The 15,299-nt window shown below is 59.9% G+C and carries 11 protein-coding genes; 4 read left to right on the plus strand and 7 right to left on the minus strand.

Going from position 1 to position 15,299, the window contains the following annotated elements; all coding sequences use genetic code 11:
- The first annotated feature begins 2 nt into the window (after nucleotides 1-2).
- Both AB7M29_RS08740 and AB7M29_RS08745 read left to right on the plus strand, forming a co-directional pair.
- On the plus strand, nucleotides 3-3,074 hold the full coding sequence (locus tag AB7M29_RS08740) for an efflux RND transporter permease subunit (RefSeq protein ID WP_217856754.1): 3,072 nt from the start codon (nucleotides 3-5) through the stop codon (nucleotides 3,072-3,074).
- A gap of 160 nt (nucleotides 3,075-3,234) precedes the next feature.
- Nucleotides 3,235-4,581 (plus strand): Fic family protein, encoded by a 1,347-nt coding sequence (locus AB7M29_RS08745; protein WP_123719865.1) that lies wholly within the window; start codon nucleotides 3,235-3,237, stop codon nucleotides 4,579-4,581.
- Nucleotides 4,582-4,691: 110 nt separating this feature from the next.
- Here AB7M29_RS08745 and AB7M29_RS08750 read toward each other — a convergent pair whose 3' ends face one another.
- From AB7M29_RS08750 to plsB, 3 genes are read right to left on the minus strand one after another with little or no spacing between them, the layout of a single operon-like run.
- Nucleotides 4,692-5,381 (minus strand): DUF4197 domain-containing protein, encoded by a 690-nt coding sequence (locus AB7M29_RS08750; protein WP_217856753.1) that lies wholly within the window; start codon nucleotides 5,379-5,381, stop codon nucleotides 4,692-4,694.
- Nucleotides 5,382-5,408: 27 nt separating this feature from the next.
- Entirely contained in the window at nucleotides 5,409-5,807 is a 399-nt protein-coding gene (locus tag AB7M29_RS08755; RefSeq protein ID WP_217856752.1) for a YbaY family lipoprotein, read from the minus strand.
- Between the two features lie 51 nt (nucleotides 5,808-5,858).
- On the minus strand, nucleotides 5,859-8,363 hold the full coding sequence (gene plsB, locus AB7M29_RS08760; RefSeq protein WP_454246717.1) for a glycerol-3-phosphate 1-O-acyltransferase PlsB: 2,505 nt from the start codon (nucleotides 8,361-8,363) through the stop codon (nucleotides 5,859-5,861).
- 236 nt (nucleotides 8,364-8,599) lie between these two features.
- Here plsB and AB7M29_RS08765 point away from each other — a divergent pair, with 236 nt between their 5' ends.
- Nucleotides 8,600-8,809, plus strand: coding sequence for a cold-shock protein (locus AB7M29_RS08765; RefSeq protein ID WP_007964248.1), 210 nt, complete (start codon nucleotides 8,600-8,602; stop codon nucleotides 8,807-8,809).
- 158 nt (nucleotides 8,810-8,967) lie between these two features.
- On the opposite strand, the gene AB7M29_RS08770 is transcribed toward AB7M29_RS08765, so the two are convergent.
- The 4 genes from AB7M29_RS08770 to AB7M29_RS08785 all read right to left on the minus strand — a co-directional run bounded on the left by AB7M29_RS08770 (nucleotide 8,968) and on the right by AB7M29_RS08785 (nucleotide 14,200).
- Nucleotides 8,968-9,345: a hypothetical protein gene (locus AB7M29_RS08770; protein ID WP_008070352.1), complete on the minus strand. Its 378-nt coding sequence runs from the start codon at nucleotides 9,343-9,345 to the stop codon at nucleotides 8,968-8,970.
- Between the two features lie 83 nt (nucleotides 9,346-9,428).
- A complete protein-coding gene (locus tag AB7M29_RS08775) occupies nucleotides 9,429-10,238 on the minus strand; it encodes a putative RNA methyltransferase (RefSeq protein WP_217856750.1) in 810 nt (269 codons plus the stop codon).
- Nucleotides 10,238-11,389, minus strand: coding sequence for a succinyl-diaminopimelate desuccinylase (gene dapE / locus AB7M29_RS08780; RefSeq protein ID WP_454246718.1), 1,152 nt, complete (start codon nucleotides 11,387-11,389; stop codon nucleotides 10,238-10,240). Before dapE ends, AB7M29_RS08775 begins: the two co-directional genes overlap by 1 nt.
- 219 nt (nucleotides 11,390-11,608) lie before the next feature.
- Nucleotides 11,609-14,200: a glycosyltransferase gene (locus AB7M29_RS08785; protein ID WP_454246719.1), complete on the minus strand. Its 2,592-nt coding sequence runs from the start codon at nucleotides 14,198-14,200 to the stop codon at nucleotides 11,609-11,611.
- Nucleotides 14,201-14,486: 286 nt separating this feature from the next.
- Here AB7M29_RS08785 and tcdA point away from each other — a divergent pair, with 286 nt between their 5' ends.
- Complete coding sequence (gene tcdA, locus AB7M29_RS08790) at nucleotides 14,487-15,296, plus strand: tRNA cyclic N6-threonylcarbamoyladenosine(37) synthase TcdA (RefSeq protein WP_187326390.1); 810 nt, start codon at nucleotides 14,487-14,489, stop codon at nucleotides 15,294-15,296.
- Nucleotides 15,297-15,299 lie beyond the last annotated feature (3 nt).

Here is a 15,299-nt window from a genome sequence, read left to right on the forward strand (position 1 = left end):
CGATGGGTTTCAATCTTTCCGAATGGGCGCTGCGTAACCGTCAGATCGTCCTGTTCCTGATGCTTTTGCTGGCCGTCGTCGGCGCGTTGTCCTACACCAAGCTCGGCCAAAGCGAAGACCCGCCGTTCACCTTCAAGGCCATGGTGATTCGCACCACCTGGCCGGGGGCCACGGCCGAGGAAGTGTCGCGCCAGGTTACCGAGCGTATTGAAAAGAAACTGATGGAAACCGGCGAGTACGACCGGATCGCTTCATTCTCCCGCCCGGGTGAGTCTCAGGTCACGTTCATCGCTCGGGATTCGATGCATTCGGTGGAAATCCCGGAGCTCTGGTATCAAGTCCGCAAGAAGATCAGCGACATTCGCCACACCCTGCCACCGGGCATCCAGGGGCCATTCTTCAACGATGAGTTTGGCACCACCTTCGGCAACATCTACGCCCTGACCGGCGAAGGTTTTGATTACGCGGTGCTCAAGGACTACGCCGACCGTGTCCAGATTCAGCTGCAACGGGTCAAGGATGTGGGCAAGGTCGATCTGCTCGGGCTGCAGGACGAGAAGATCTGGATCGAGCTCTCCAACGTCAAACTGGCCACCCTCGGGTTGCCGTTGGCGGTGGTGCAGCAGGCGCTTGAAGAGCAGAACGCGATGTCCACCGCAGGCTTCTTCGAAACCACCAGCGAGCGTTTGCAGCTACGGGTTTCGGGGAATTTTCAGACGGTCGATGAGATCAAGAACTTCCCGATCCGCGTGGGTGATCGCACGTTCCGCATCGCCGATGTGGCGAACGTTCGCCGTGGCTTCAACGATCCACCGGCGCCGCGCATGCGCTTCATGGCTGAAGACGCCATCGGTCTGGCGGTGGCCATGAAGGATGGCGGCGACATTCTGATTCTGGGTAAGGCGCTGGAAGTCGAATTCGCCCGAATCCAGAAGAACCTTCCGGCCGGCATGCAGCTGCGCAAAGTGTCCGATCAACCCGCCGCGGTGAAAACCGGTGTCGGCGAGTTCGTTCAGGTATTGGTGGAGGCGCTGGCGATTGTGTTGCTGGTGAGTTTCTTCTCCCTCGGTGTGCGCACCGGCATGGTCGTAGCACTGGCGATTCCGCTGGTGTTGGCGATGACGTTCGCCTGCATGTATTACTTAGGCATCGGCCTGCACAAGATTTCCCTCGGCGCGCTGGTGCTGGCGCTGGGGTTGCTGGTGGACGACGCGATCATCGCCGTGGAAATGATGGCGATCAAAATGGAGCAGGGCTTCGACCGGGTCAAAGCCGCCAGCTATGCCTGGACCAGCACCGCGTTCCCGATGCTCACCGGCACATTGATCACCGCGGCCGGTTTCTTGCCGATTGCCACCGCGCAATCGGGCACCGGCGAATACACCCGTTCGATCTTCCAGGTGGTGACCATCGCGTTGCTGGCATCGTGGATTGCCGCCGTAGTCTTTGTGCCTTATCTGGGGGAAAAACTCCTACCGGATCTGGCGAAAATTCACGCCGCCAAGCATGGCATCGGCGACGGCCAACCCGACCCTTATGGCACGCCGTTCTATCAGCGCGTCAGACGGCTGGTGGAATGGTGCGTGCGTCGGCGCAAAACGGTGATCGTCCTGACCATCGTGATGTTCGTCGCGTCAGTGGTGCTGTTCCGTTTCGTGCCACAGCAGTTCTTCCCGGCTTCGGGGCGACTGGAGTTAATGGTTGATCTGAAACTGGCCGAAGGGGCGTCTTTGAGCAACACCGCCGAGGAGGTCAAACGCCTTGAAGGCCTGCTCAAGGATCACGCCGGGATCGACAACTACGTGGCATACGTTGGCACCGGTTCGCCGCGTTTCTATCTGCCACTGGATCAGCAACTTCCGGCAGCGAGCTTTGCGCAGTTTGTCGTGCTGGCCAAAACCATCGAGGATCGCGAAACCCTGCGCACCTGGCTGATCGAAACCCTGAACGAACAATTTCCGGCCCTGCGTTCACGGGTCACGCGGCTGGAGAATGGCCCGCCGGTTGGCTATCCGGTGCAGTTCCGGGTCACCGGTGAACACATCGAAGACGTCCGTGCCCTGGCGCGCAAAGTTGCGGCCAAGGTTCGCGAGAATCCTCACGTGGTCAACGTGCATCTGGACTGGGAGGAGCCGAGCAAAGTCGTTTACCTGAACGTCGATCAGGACCGCGCGCGGGCGCTGGGTGTGAGCACGGCAAACCTCTCGGGTTTCCTGCGAAGCTCACTGACCGGTGCCAGCGTCAGCCAGTACCGCGAAGACAACGAGTTGATCGAGATCCTGCTGCGCGGCACGGTTCATGAGCGCACCGAACTGGCGTTGCTGCCAAGCCTGGCCGTGCCGACCGACAACGGTCGCAGTGTGGCGCTGTCGCAGATCGCAACGCTGGAATACGGTTTCGAAGAGGGCATCATCTGGCACCGAAACCGCCTGCCTAACGTGACGGTTCGCGCCGACATCTATGGCAAAGAACAACCGGCGACGCTGGTGCAGCAAATCATGCCGACCCTCGATCCGATTCGCGCCGAGCTGCCAGACGGCTATCTGCTGGACGTCGGCGGTACGGTGGAAGACTCGACCCGTGGGCAGAACTCGGTGAAGGCCGGTGTGCCGCTGTTTATCGTGGTGGTGCTGACGTTGCTGATGCTGCAACTGCGCAGTTTCTCACGCACGGTGATGGTGTTTCTGACGGCGCCACTGGGGCTGATTGGTGTGACGCTGTTTCTGATGGTGTTCCGCCAGCCATTCGGTTTTGTGGCGATGCTGGGGACGATCGCCTTGTCCGGGATGATCATGCGTAACTCGGTGATTCTGGTGGATCAGATTGAGCAGGATATCGCGGCCGGGCTTAAGCCTTGGCAGGCGATTATCGAGGCGACGGTGCGACGCTTCCGACCGATTGTGCTGACGGCGTTGGCGGCGGTGTTGGCGATGATTCCATTGTCGCGCAGCGTGTTTTTCGGGCCGATGGCGGTGGCGATCATGGGCGGGCTGATTGTGGCGACGGCGTTGACGTTGCTGTTTTTGCCGGCGTTGTATGCGGCTTGGTTCAGGGTCAAGCAAGAGCCGGTCTGACTCTTTGGGGCGTGTATACGCAGCTCCACTGTAGGAGCGAGGCTTGCCCGCGAAGGTGGTCCAGGCTCCTACACATATTTCAGATCCGTCTGATATTGAGTCAACGTAGGTGCACTGGTGTACTCAAGACTCAATTTCGTGAGTTGTTGAGACACCAATAATGAAAAAGCCGCCCATGCTGAAGGGCAGATCCGACCCGGTGTTCGATCGTTTGGGGCAATCTCCCCACAAGGAACGCCTCTCGGACTACCTCGCACTGCTCAAGCCTCTGGACGATCAGGGGCGCTATCTTCCGTTCGATGAGTTGCGCTACCGCTGGGCGCCGGGGCTGGATTCGAATCTGTGCTGGGCCTTGGTCAAGAAAGCCCGGACCGCGCAGTATTCCAGCCTTTTGCCATTGGGCGAGCCCATTCAGTGGGGGAAATTTGTGCTGACCCCATTGGCCCAGAAAGCTGTTTCGGCCGTTGATCGACAAGCGACGACGGCAGCCCTTGAATACATGACCGGACAGATCGGCGAACGAGCGCATTTCAGCTATCTGCTCAACGATCTGATCGAAGACGAAGCCATCAGCAGCAGCCAGCTCGAAGGTGCGGCGACCACCACCCGCGTGGCCAAGGACATGCTCAAGCGCAAACGCCTGCCGCGTACGCCGGATGAGCGGATGGTCATCGGCAACTACAAGATGATGAACTTCGCTTGGGAAAAGCGTTATGACCCCTTGAGCATCGAACTGATCACGGCGATGCATCGTGTTGGCGTTGAAGGTATCGATGACCCGCAATATTCACCGGGTGCTTTCAGGATCAACGATGACGTGGTGGTGCAGGACGGTGAGGGCAACACTGTTCATACGCCGCCCCCCGCAGCGGGACTCGCGTCACGATTGCAGGTGCTGTCGAAGTGGATCAACCAGTCTCACGACGATCCCGATCAAGTGGATTACCTTCATCCATTGATCAAAGGTATCGCGCTGCATTTTGCGCTGGGCTATGAGCATCCTTTTCGCGATGGCAACGGTCGGGTCGCGCGGGCACTGTTTTACTGGTTCATGTTCAAGAATGATTTTTCGGCCTTTCGCTACATCGCGATTAGCCTGTTGCTGCGCAATGCGCCGGTGAAATATGGGCGCTCGTATCTGAATACCGAGGCCGATGATCTGGACATGACCTATTTCATCGACTTCCAGTGTTCAGTGATCTTCCGGGCAGTCAGCGCTTTTACTGAGGCTTATCGAAAAAGCCTTGCCTACACCGAAAGCTTTGATCGATGGCTGCTGGAGTCAGGTTTCTTCGACCAGCTCACCGAGAAACAGCGAGCCGTATACCAAGTGGCCAAGAGTGGAATGGCCAAGGAGTTCACGGCGGTCAATGTGAAGGAGAATCTGAACTGCTCTTACAACACCGCGTCGGCCACCCTGAACGGGTTGGTCGAGTTGAAGGTGTTCGAGAAAAGGAAGATGGGGCGCGAGTGGGTATTCTTTCTGCGGGCAGCGTCGATGATCTGATTTTCGTGGGAGCGGGCTTGCTCGCGATGAGGCTGTGTCAGTCGACATCAACTGTGGCTGAAACACCGCAATCGCGAGCAGGCTCGCTCCCACAGGATCGGAGTTGAGGTTTAGAGCGTACCAAACACCTTCTTCGCCAAACCGGTCGCCGCCGCCGCAGGGTTCTGGCGAATGGTTTCTTCCTGCTTGCCAATCATCTCGAACAAACCGTTCAACGCCTGTTCGGTCACATAGCTTTCGATGTTGGCATTTTTCGCATCCAGCGCGCCCAAGGTCGCGGCTTGTCCGGCGAATGCGTTGTACTGCTGCGCCAGGCCGACTTGATCGGTGGCTTGTTTGACGATCGGCAGGAACTTGGTGCGGATCTGTTCGCGGCTGCTTTTGCTCAGGTACTGAGTGGCCGAGTCCTTGCCGCCGCTGAGGATCCCCTTGGCATCTTCCACGGTCATTTTCTTCACCGCATCTACCAGGATCGGCTGGGCTTGCGTCACGGCCGTTTCAGCCGCTTTGTTCATACTGGTTTCCAGTTGATCGACCTGATCACCCATGCCGAACTGTTTCATTTTCTTGGCGACTTTACCCAGCTTGCCCGGCAGTTCGATCTTCACGTCCGGGTTGTTGCTGAAGCCGCCGGGTGTGCCGAGTTGTTTAACGGCCAGTTGCGCGCCTTGAGTCAGGGCGTCCTTGAGACCGCCGGTGGCATCTTGTTGCGACAGGTCATTGAGCGACAGGGCCAGGGCGTTGGCGCAGATCATCAAGCCTGCGCACAGGCCGGCGAAGCGAAGGGTAGGGCGGAGCATGGCGGCTTCCTTGTTCATAAAAGAGAGTTAACGTGCTGCGTCGACGCGGATTTTCAGTGGTTGCGGATCTTTGCCGTCCAGTTTCACGGCGTGATTTTCAGTGGTGATGAACATCAGATTGCCGTCCACTTCGATGCGGGCGCTGACCGAGTAGCGATGGCCGGGTTTGACCTGCGCCGGATCGTAGCTCAAATGGAATGGCAACGGCACTTGGCCCTTGACCGGGCCTTTCTGCTCGTCGAGCACTACCGCCGGTGCGTCGGCCAAGGACACATCTTGCAAGCTGACGCTCAAGGTCGCGTTCGGTGGCAGAGCAATGCGTTGCAAGTAGAACACTTCGCCGTCGAGGCTGGCGTTGGCGATCGGTTGTGTCGACTGACAGGCACCGAGCAGGGCAGTCAGCAGAACAAGAGAGAGTTTTTTCATCAAAGATCTCCGTATCAAAGGCGCCAGAAGAAGCCTGGCGCCTGTAGGAATTTAGACGGTCTGCGCGGGAGCCGCGACTTGATCCGCCGCATCTTCACTGCGATGCAGCGCCACCTGACGGATCGACAAGCGGATCTCCGCTGGCAATACCCGTTTGGCGGCGCCTTCGGCCAGTTCGCCTAACAGTTCGTGATAGCTCAACTTGCCGGCCTCGTCGCGGCGCAGCACGTCGAGGTCCAGCATTGTCTGGATGAAGTGACGGAACAGGCTCTTGTCGAAGAACTCCGGGGCGTTCAGGCCGTGGAGGATCGACAGGCGCTGGGCCATGACCGTGCACAGGTCTTCGAGTTCTTCGGCGCTGATGCTGTTCTGGCCGCTGTTGAGCAGCAAGGAAACGGTCATGTAGAAGCGCTGCAAGGTCTGGGCGATGCTTTTCGACAGCAGCGTCAACAGCACGAAATGCCGCGAGCTCGGTGCCGGACGCAGGTACACGTCTTTCTCGAAACGCAGAAGGCCTTGCTCGACGAAGGCTTCGAGCCATTGATCGACCACGCCATCGAGTTCATCCAGCGTCCAGCGAATGAACAGCTCCGATTGCAAGTACGGATACAGCGCGCGGGTGTAGCGCAGGATCTGCTCGCGGCTCATGCGTGAGGTGCTCTGGAAGAAACTCGCCAGCAACGAAGGCAACGCGAAGATGTGCAGCACGTTGTTGCGGTAGTAGGTCATCAGGACAGCGTTTTGTTCATCCAGGTACAGAATCTTGCCCAGCGCATCGCTTTGCTCGGACAGCAGGTCCATGTCCTTCACATGCTCGATCAGCGCCCGACCGTCGCCCTCCGGCAGGGTGGTGTGCGAGGAGTAGGGAACCTTGCGCAATAGCGCCAGATACAGATCGAGCACCCACGCCATAGCGCGATCATCCAGCGCCAGACGGCTGGTGGACAGCAACGCCAGGGCCACCAGATTCACCGGATTGATCGCCGCCGCTTCATTCAAATGCTGTGCGACTTTCTCGCCGAGGCGGTTGGTGGTTTCGTTGAGCCAGGCCGGTTTGAATTGCGGACCGAGTTCCTGTTGGCGCCAGTCTGGCTGTTCGCTGTCGAGGAACTCCGCCAGTTTGATCGGCTCTCCGAAGTTGACCGCAACCTGACCGAAGCGCTGTTTGAGCGCACCGATGACTTTGAAAATGTCGAAAATCGATTCTTTCTTCTTGCTCGCGCCACGCAATTCGCCGAGGTAGGTGCGGCCTTCCAGCACGCGCTCGTAGCCGATGTACACCGGCACGAAGACGATCGGCATGCGCGACGAACGCAGGAAGCTGCGCAGGGTGATCGCGAGCATCCCGGTTTTCGGTTGCAGCATGCGCCCGGTGCGCGAGCGGCCGCCCTCGACGAAGTACTCGACCGGGAAGCCTTTGGTGAACAGGGTATGCAGGTATTCGTTGAACACCGAGGTGTAGAGCGGGTTGCCCTTGAAGGTGCGGCGCATGAAAAACGCGCCGCCACGTCGTAGCAGGCTGCCGATCACAGGCATGTTGAGGTTGATCCCGGCGGCGATGTGCGGCGGAGTCAGGCCGTTGCGGAACAGCAGATAGGAAAGCAGCAGGTAGTCGATGTGGCTGCGGTGGCACGGCACGTAGATCACTTCGTGCCCCTGGGCGACTTTCTGCACACCTTCGATGTGGTTGACCTTGATCCCGTCGTAGATCTTGTTCCAGAACCAGCTCAGCACCACTTCCAGAAAGCGGATCGCGGTGTAGGTGTAGTCCGAGGCGATCTCGTTGCCGTAGCGCAAGGCTTGTGCCTTGGCTTTTTCCGGGGAGATGTTCTCGCGCTCGGCTTCGTCGAGGATCGCCTGTTTGACCGACGGCTGATTGAGCAGGCCTTTGACCAGGTTGCGGCGGTGGGAAATGTCCGGGCCAATCACCGCGGCTTTCAGGTTGCGAAAGTGCACCCGCAGAATCCGCTGGGCCATGCGCACGGTGCGCTCGTGGCCTTTGTTGTGATCGATCAGTTCACGCAAATGAATCGGCGCCGAGAACTGCACCCGGGTCTTGCGCCCCAGAATCATGATGCTTAGCAGCCGACGCAAACGCCCGGTGACCGCCCAACTGTCGGCGAACAACAGTTTCCACGGGCTCGATTCGCTGTCCGGCGACTGGCCCCAGAACACGCTGACCGGAATGATCTGCGCGTCTTCGGCGGCGTTCTGGCTCAGGGCGCTGACCAGACGGGTCAGGGTCGGTGGCGCACCGCGCTTGTCCTGACGGCCGAGCCAGTCGGGCTCCGGCGTCAGGTAAAAGAATGCGGCGGGCTCTACCAACGCGCCCACCGATACTGGCAATACCGGGCGGGGCAGGCCGGCCTTGCTGCATTCGGTATCGACCACGGCGAGGTCGGTCAATGAAGGATTTTGCAGGACGTAGAACACCGGCCGGCTGCGGTCGAGGTTAAGGGTGAACGACGACTGATTGATCGTCTCCGAGCGAACCCAGAGGTACAGCAGTCGGCGCAGGGTGCCAAACACAAGACGGCGAAACGGGGAACGGGTCATACGGCTTCTGCGTGAGTGAAAAAAACCGAGCGTTTGCTCGGGCGGTAGATAGTGTGCCGTATTCGTCGAAAATCGGCAAAAAAGCAGCGAAGTAAACTCCTATTGAGAGTTCTGGTGCCTGTCATATACTCGGCACTCTGTCGCCGTTGCCCTCATGGGACCGGTATGCGCAGGCTGACGTTCCCGAGGCTTTCCTGCGAAAAGCCCGATCAATAATAAAAAGGGAGTATGAACAAATGGCAACACGCGAAACCGGCAATGTGAAGTGGTTCAACGACGCCAAGGGCTATGGCTTCATTCAGCGCGAGGACGGGGTGGACGTGTTCGTGCACTACCGCGCGATCCGCGGCGAAGGGCATCGCTCGCTGACTGAAGGTCAGCAGGTTGAGTATGCAGTGGTGACCGGCGAGAAGGGCTTGCAGGCTGAGGATGTGGTGGGCTTGTAAACACAACCCTTCACATTACACAAAACCAATGTGGGAGCGGGCTTGCTCGCGAATGCGGTGTGTCAGTCGACATCAATTTTGACTGACACACCGCATTCGCGAGCAAGCCCGCTCCCACATTTGATCCGCGTTGTGCATACGTCCGTCGTACGGATTTTTTACGCGGTTTTCCAGGTGATTTCTTCTTCACCATCGGCGCTGATGCGCATCCAGCGATCAGCCGTCTCTTCACCCTCTTCCTCGACCCAGCTGCCCGGCGCGCAACGCACTTCGACGTTCAGCGCGGCAAAGGCTGCGCGGGCGCAGGCGATGTCGTCTTCCCATGGGGTCTGGTCGCTTTCCAGGTACAGGCTGTTCCATTTGCCGACGGCTTTCGGCAGCCAGGTCACCGGCACGCTGCCGGCCTTGCACTTGTAAGTCTGGCCTTTCTGAACCCAATCGGTGCACGGGCCTAAAGCTGCGCCGAGCCAGGCTGCGATGGCCTTGTAGTCGACGTCGGCGTCTTTCAGGTAAATCTCGATATCGGGTTGGCGCATGGATGTCCTCACTGCGGGTCTGAAAAATCCATTCGCGGATTTAGCCGGCCTCAAGCTGTTTGCTCAAGACCAAATTTTAGAGTTTATTGAAGAACAAAATAATCGTAGCGCATCGACACGGTGACCTCGAACGGCTCGGCCTGTTCGATGACGGCTGCCCGGCGTTCGGCACTGGCGCGCCAGCCGTGGGGTGTCATGGCCAACAGGTTCGCGCGATCCTGACCACTGGCAAGCGTCAGTTTGAACTCCAGGGTTTCGCTGTGCTGCAGCGCCATGCCTTCCGGCACCAGCGCCAAGTGCTTATCGTCGGTGTACTCGCGCACTTCGTCGTACAGCCGCTCGCGCAATTCCATCAGATGGCCGCTGGTCGGCCCGACTTTCATCAAGCCGCCGCCGGGGCTGAGCAGGCGTTTGGCTTCTTCCCAGTCCAGCGGGCTGAAAACGCTGGCGAGAAACTGACAACTGGCGGAGGCCAACGGCACTCGCGCCATGCTGGCGATCAACCAAGTCAGCGCAGGGTTGCGTTTGCAGGCGCGTTTGACCGCTTCCCGGGAAATGTCCAGGGCGTAGCCGTCGGCATTGGGCAAGGCTTCGGCGATTTGCGCGGTGTAGTAACCCTCGCCACAACCGATGTCCAGCCAGCGTTGGGGCGCGTATTGCGCCGCCAGTTGCGCCAGACGCTTGGCCACCGGCGCGTAATGGCCGGCGTTCAAAAAGTCGCGACGGGCTTCGACCATCGCCAGGTTATCCCCAGGGTCGCGGCTGTTTTTATGCTGCACCGGCAACAGGTTCAAGTAACCCTGCCGCGCACGGTCGAAACGATGCCCGGCGGGGCAAGCCACGCCGTTGTCCACCGCGTTCAGCGGTTCGCTGCAGATCGGACACGCAAGCATCAGGCGAGCAACTTGATCAGGGTCTGGTAGTAGATTTCGGTCAGCACGTCGAGATCGGCCGCCAGCACGCGCTCGTTGACCTGGTGGATCGTCGCGTTGACCGGGCCCAGTTCGACCACTTGTGTACCCATGGTCGCGATGAAGCGCCCGTCGGAAGTACCGCCGCTGGTGGAGGCCTTGGTCTCGCGACCGGTGATGTCCTTGATACTCGCCGATACCGCGTCGAGCAGGGCGCCCGGTTCGGTGAGGAACGGCAGGCCGGACAGCGCCCAGTCGATGTGCCAGTCCAGACCATGCTTGTCGAGAATATCGGCGACGCGCTTTTGCAGGCCTTCGACGGTGGACTCGGTGGAAAAGCGGAAGTTGAACACCGCCACCAGATCACCCGGAATCACGTTGGTCGCGCCGGTGCCGGAATTGACGTTGGAGATCTGGAAACTGGTAGGGGGGAAGAAATCGTTGCCGTGATCCCAGTGCTCGGCGGCGAGTTCGGCCAGCGCCGGGGCGGCGAGGTGGATCGGGTTTTTCGCCAGGTGCGGATAGGCCACGTGACCCTGCACACCGCGCACGGTCAATTTGGCGCCGAGGGAACCGCGACGGCCATTCTTGACCACGTCACCCACCAGGGTAGTGCTCGACGGTTCGCCGACGATGCACCAGTCCAGACGTTCCTTACGGGCGGCGAGGCGTTCAACCACAGCCTTGGTGCCGTGATGTGCCGGGCCTTCTTCGTCGCTGGTGATCAGGAAAGCGACCTTGCCCTTGTGGTCCGGGTAGTCGGCGACGAAGCGCTCAGCGGCTACGGTCATGGCCGCGAGGCTGCCTTTCATGTCCGCCGCGCCACGGCCGCAGAGCATGCCGTGCTCGTCGATCACCGCGTTGAACGGATCGATCTGCCAGGCGGCTACCGGACCGGTCGGGACCACGTCGGTGTGACCGGCGAAACACAGCACCGGGCCTTCGTGTTTACCGTGGGTCGCCCAGAAGTTATCCACATCTTCGATGCGCATCGGTTCCAGCTTGAAACCGGCATCGCCCAGGCGCTGCATCATCTGCTTCTGGCAATCGGCGTCGACCGGCGTCACGGACGGACGGCGGATCAGGTCGATGGCGAGTTGAAGGGTCGGCGAAAGGTCGGCGTGGGCCGTCATGGAAAGCTCCGAAAACATGAAATATGGGCGCGGGCTAAATGTGGGAGCGGGCTTGCTCGCGAAGGGGCCATTACTGACGCCAAAAGCTTCGCGAGCAAGCCCGCTCCCACAGGTATGGCGTTTGGCCGTTGGTACGTGCCCGGCCAAGGCCTGCAAAATGGCGGTTATCTTAAAGCAAAACGGCGACCATTGGCCGCCGTTTAGTGCATCTGTACTGATTTAGACAGCCGGTGCGGTCGTGGCTTCGGCCACCGGTTTTGGCAGCGACGACAGGAACGCCATAATCAGCGCCGCCAGGTACGGCAGCGATTGCACCAGCAACATGGCCACCCAGAAGCGCATGTCGTTGCTCGGCAAACCGTTCACCAGGAAGATCCCCAGCGCAGCGCCCCACAACAGCAGCATGATGAATACTTCTTCGCGCGCTTCCGAAATCGCGACCCAGAAGCCGTGGTTATCGGCGTTTTTCGGGGTGCGGAAGAACGGAATGCTGCTGGTGAAGAAGCCGTACAACACCGCTTTGGCGATGGTGTGCGACAACGCTAGCCCTGCCAATGCCGCGCAGAATGCATCCTTGAGGTTGACCCCGACCGCACGGCGGTACAGGAAGATGATCTTGCCGACCTTGAACACGAACAGCGCCAACGGCGGGATTGCGAAAATCAGCAGCGGTGGATCGACCCGTTGCGGCACGATGATCATCGCCGCCGACCACAACAACGCGCCGACGGTGAAGAAGATGTTCATGCCGTCCGCCACCCACGGCAACCAGCCCGCGAGGAAGTGGTAACGCTGGCCACGGGTCAGTTCGGTGTCCTTGCCGCGCAGCAGGCTGGCGGTGTGACGCTTGATGATCTGAATCGCTCCGTAGGCCCAGCGGAAACGCTGTTTCTTGAAGTCGATAAAGGTATCGGGCATCAGGCCTTTGCCGTAGCTGGTGTGGTAATACGCCGCCGACAGACCTTTTTCGAACACGCGCAGACCCAACTCGGCGTCTTCACAGATGCACCAGTCGGCCCAGCCCAGTTCCTCGAGCACCGAGCGCCGGGTCATGGTCATGGTGCCGTGCTGAATGATCGCATCACGGTCGTTGCGGGTGACCATGCCGATGTGGAAGAAGCCTTTGTATTCCGCGTAGCAGAGCTTCTTGAAGGTGCTTTCGTTCTGGTCGCGGTAATCCTGCGGCGACTGCACCACGGCGATTTTCGGATCGGCGAAGTGCGGCACCATGTGCTTGAGCCAGTTCGGGTCGACACAGTAGTCCGAGTCGATCACCGCAATCACTTCGGCATCCTTGGCGGTGTGCGGAATCAGGTAGTTCAGCGCGCCGCCCTTGAAGCCGGCCAGCGGTGCCACGTGGAAGAACTTGAAGCGCGGGCCGAGGGTTTCGCAATAATCGCGTACCGGTTCCCAAACCGCCGGGTCTTTGGTGTTGTTGTCGATGATCAGGACTTCAAAGTCCGGATAGTCGAGGTTGGCCAGGGCGTTGAGGGTCTGTTTGACCATCTCCGGCGGCTCGTTGTAGCAAGGTACGTGGATCGACACTTTCGGACGGTAGTGCGAATCGCCCACCACTGGCAGGAATTCACGCCGACGTTTGTGGGTCCAGACCGCTTCGGCCAGTTCATGGGCCTCGGTCAGCAGAACGATAAACACCCCGAGTGCACCGAGGGCGAGCAGGAAACCCACCGTCAGGCTGAACCAGGTGCTGTATTGCTGGCTGTAGTCATAACCGATCCACACCAACACCGAACCGCAGAGGAACGCGATAAAGGTCAGGAAGGTGCGGCCACGTTGACGCAGGGCCGAGCCGTCGATCATCAGCAGGGTCAGCGACAGCAGGGCCAGCACGACCGAGCCGATAGCCAGCACGCGCCATTGCGGGATCGCGACCACCGGGCCTTCGAAGTTGAATTTCTGCTGACGCGCGGCGTTGAACACACCCCAATACGCGCCCACCGAACCTTCGTCACTGGCCTTCCACGGCTGGTCGAACGCTTCGATCACGAAGTAGTTGAAGCCTTGGCGGTTGAGCTTGTTGACCAACGTGCGCAGGTAAATCGCCTGGTCCGCCGGCGACGCATCGGCGCCACCGCGCATGCGGCCGTTGCTCGGCCAGCCAACCTCGGAGAGCAGCAGCGGTTTTTTCGGGAACATCTTTTTCAGGTCGCGGGCGCGGTCGAGGACGAACTGACCGGCCTTGTCCACCGGAACGAATTCCCAGTAGGGCAGGACGTGAGCGGCGATCAGGTCGACGTGCTTGGCCAGGCTCGGGTTTTCTTCCCAGACGTGCCACTGTTCAGAGGTGGTGACCGGAACCTTTACGGCCGCGCGGACGCGATCCAGGATCAGGCTCAGCTCCGCCGCGGTGATTTCCTTACGGAAGATCGCCTCGTTACCGACAATCACACGAACCACGCTGCGCGAGGTGTTGGCGATTTCGATGGCGCGGGTGATCTCGCGCTCGTTGCGCTCTTGGTCCGGGCTGATCCAGATCCCCAGGGTTACCCGCAGACCGAATTCTTCCGCCAGTTTGGGAATGTTCTCCAGGGTGCCGTCGACCGAGTAGGTCCGGATGTTGTCCGTCAGCTTGCTCATGATCTCCAGATCGCGACGCATTTCATCGTCGGTCGGGTACTGGGCTTTTTGCGGGTACTGGCCTTGTTGAAACGGCGAGTACGAAAAGCCGGAGATCTGTTCAGGCCAGTTGGGGGCGGTAACCGGGCGATTGACCAGCGCCCAGAAGCCGGTAAACAAGGCTGCGATGGCGAGCACCACGACCAGGTTGAGTCCAAATTTACGCGATGACATAGCTTTTTCGGGTTCCAAAGGCTGTGGAACGAAGGAACGGTTGGCGGCCGGCTGCCAGGTGGCAGGGGCGCGCATCCTACACTGGAGGTTCTCTGACCGTACAGCGAACAGGGAAACGCCCGACATTGGGCAATCCAGGTCGACTTAAGTTCTTTGACCGGGGCGCTATAGCCCAATTCCAATAATTTGTAGTCATTTGAAGCCGTCAAGACTGCCGTCCATAGCCCAAAGGTGCTCTTGACCGCCGACGGCCCTATAATGCGCGCCGGTTTTTGGGGTAATGGTCATGAGTACAGAAGATCCGCGGTTTGCTGGCATCGCCCGCTTGTATGGCATCGAAGGCCTGGAGCGTTTGCGCGCGGCCCATGTGGCGATCGTCGGCGTCGGTGGCGTCGGTTCCTGGGCGGCGGAAGCTGTCGCCCGGTGTGGCGTGGGCGAGATTTCGCTGTTCGACCTGGATGACGTCTGCGTCAGCAACGTCAACCGTCAACTGCATGCGCTGGACAGCACCGTCGGCAAGCCCAAGGTCGAGGTGATGGCCGAGCGCCTGCGCGGGATCAACCCGGACTGCACGGTGCATGCGGTGGCGGACTTCGTCACCCGCGAAACCATGGCCGAGTACATCACGCCGAACATCGACTGCGTGATTGACTGCATCGACAGCGTCAACGCCAAAGCGGCGCTGATCGCCTGGTGCAAGCGACGCAAAATCCAGATCATCACCACCGGCGGCGCGGGCGGGCAGATCGACCCGACACTGATCCAGGTCTGCGACCTGAACCGCACGTTCAACGATCCGCTGGCGTCGAAAGTGCGCTCCACGCTACGCCGCGACTACGGCTTCTCCCGCACCGTGACCCGTCACTACAGCGTGCCCTGCGTGTTTTCCACCGAGCAACTGCGCTACCCGAAACCGGATGGCAGCATTTGCTTGCAGAAGAGTTTTGTCGGGGATGGCGTGAAGCTCGACTGCGCCGGGGGCTTTGGCGCGGTGATGATGGTGACGGCAACGTTCGGCATGGTCGCGGCGACCAAGGCTGTGGATAAGATTGTGGCCGGGGTTCGGCGCCCGGCGGATCGGGTCAAACCGGCCTAACCG

The sequence above is a fragment of the Pseudomonas sp. F-14 TE3623 genome (assembly GCF_053629015.1).

Bases quoted from the DNA above. Each gene is read 5' to 3' on its own strand.
- dapE (WP_454246718.1), bottom strand. From the start codon at position 11,389: ATGACGGCCCACGCCGACCTTTCGCCGACCCTTCAACTCGCCATCGAC.
- AB7M29_RS08765 (WP_007964248.1), top strand. From the start codon at position 8,600: ATGGCAACACGCGAAACCGGCAATGTGAAGTGGTTCAACGACGCCAAG.
- AB7M29_RS08745 (WP_123719865.1), top strand. From the start codon at position 3,235: ATGAAAAAGCCGCCCATGCTGAAGGGCAGATCCGACCCGGTGTTCGAT.
- tcdA (WP_187326390.1), top strand. From the start codon at position 14,487: ATGAGTACAGAAGATCCGCGGTTTGCTGGCATCGCCCGCTTGTATGGC.
- AB7M29_RS08755 (WP_217856752.1), bottom strand. From the start codon at position 5,807: ATGAAAAAACTCTCTCTTGTTCTGCTGACTGCCCTGCTCGGTGCCTGT.
- AB7M29_RS08740 (WP_217856754.1), top strand. From the start codon at position 3: ATGGGTTTCAATCTTTCCGAATGGGCGCTGCGTAACCGTCAGATCGTC.
- AB7M29_RS08775 (WP_217856750.1), bottom strand. From the start codon at position 10,238: ATGCTTGCGTGTCCGATCTGCAGCGAACCGCTGAACGCGGTGGACAAC.
- AB7M29_RS08785 (WP_454246719.1), bottom strand. From the start codon at position 14,200: ATGTCATCGCGTAAATTTGGACTCAACCTGGTCGTGGTGCTCGCCATC.
- AB7M29_RS08770 (WP_008070352.1), bottom strand. From the start codon at position 9,345: ATGCGCCAACCCGATATCGAGATTTACCTGAAAGACGCCGACGTCGAC.
- AB7M29_RS08750 (WP_217856753.1), bottom strand. From the start codon at position 5,381: ATGCTCCGCCCTACCCTTCGCTTCGCCGGCCTGTGCGCAGGCTTGATG.
- plsB (WP_454246717.1), bottom strand. From the start codon at position 8,363: ATGACCCGTTCCCCGTTTCGCCGTCTTGTGTTTGGCACCCTGCGCCGA.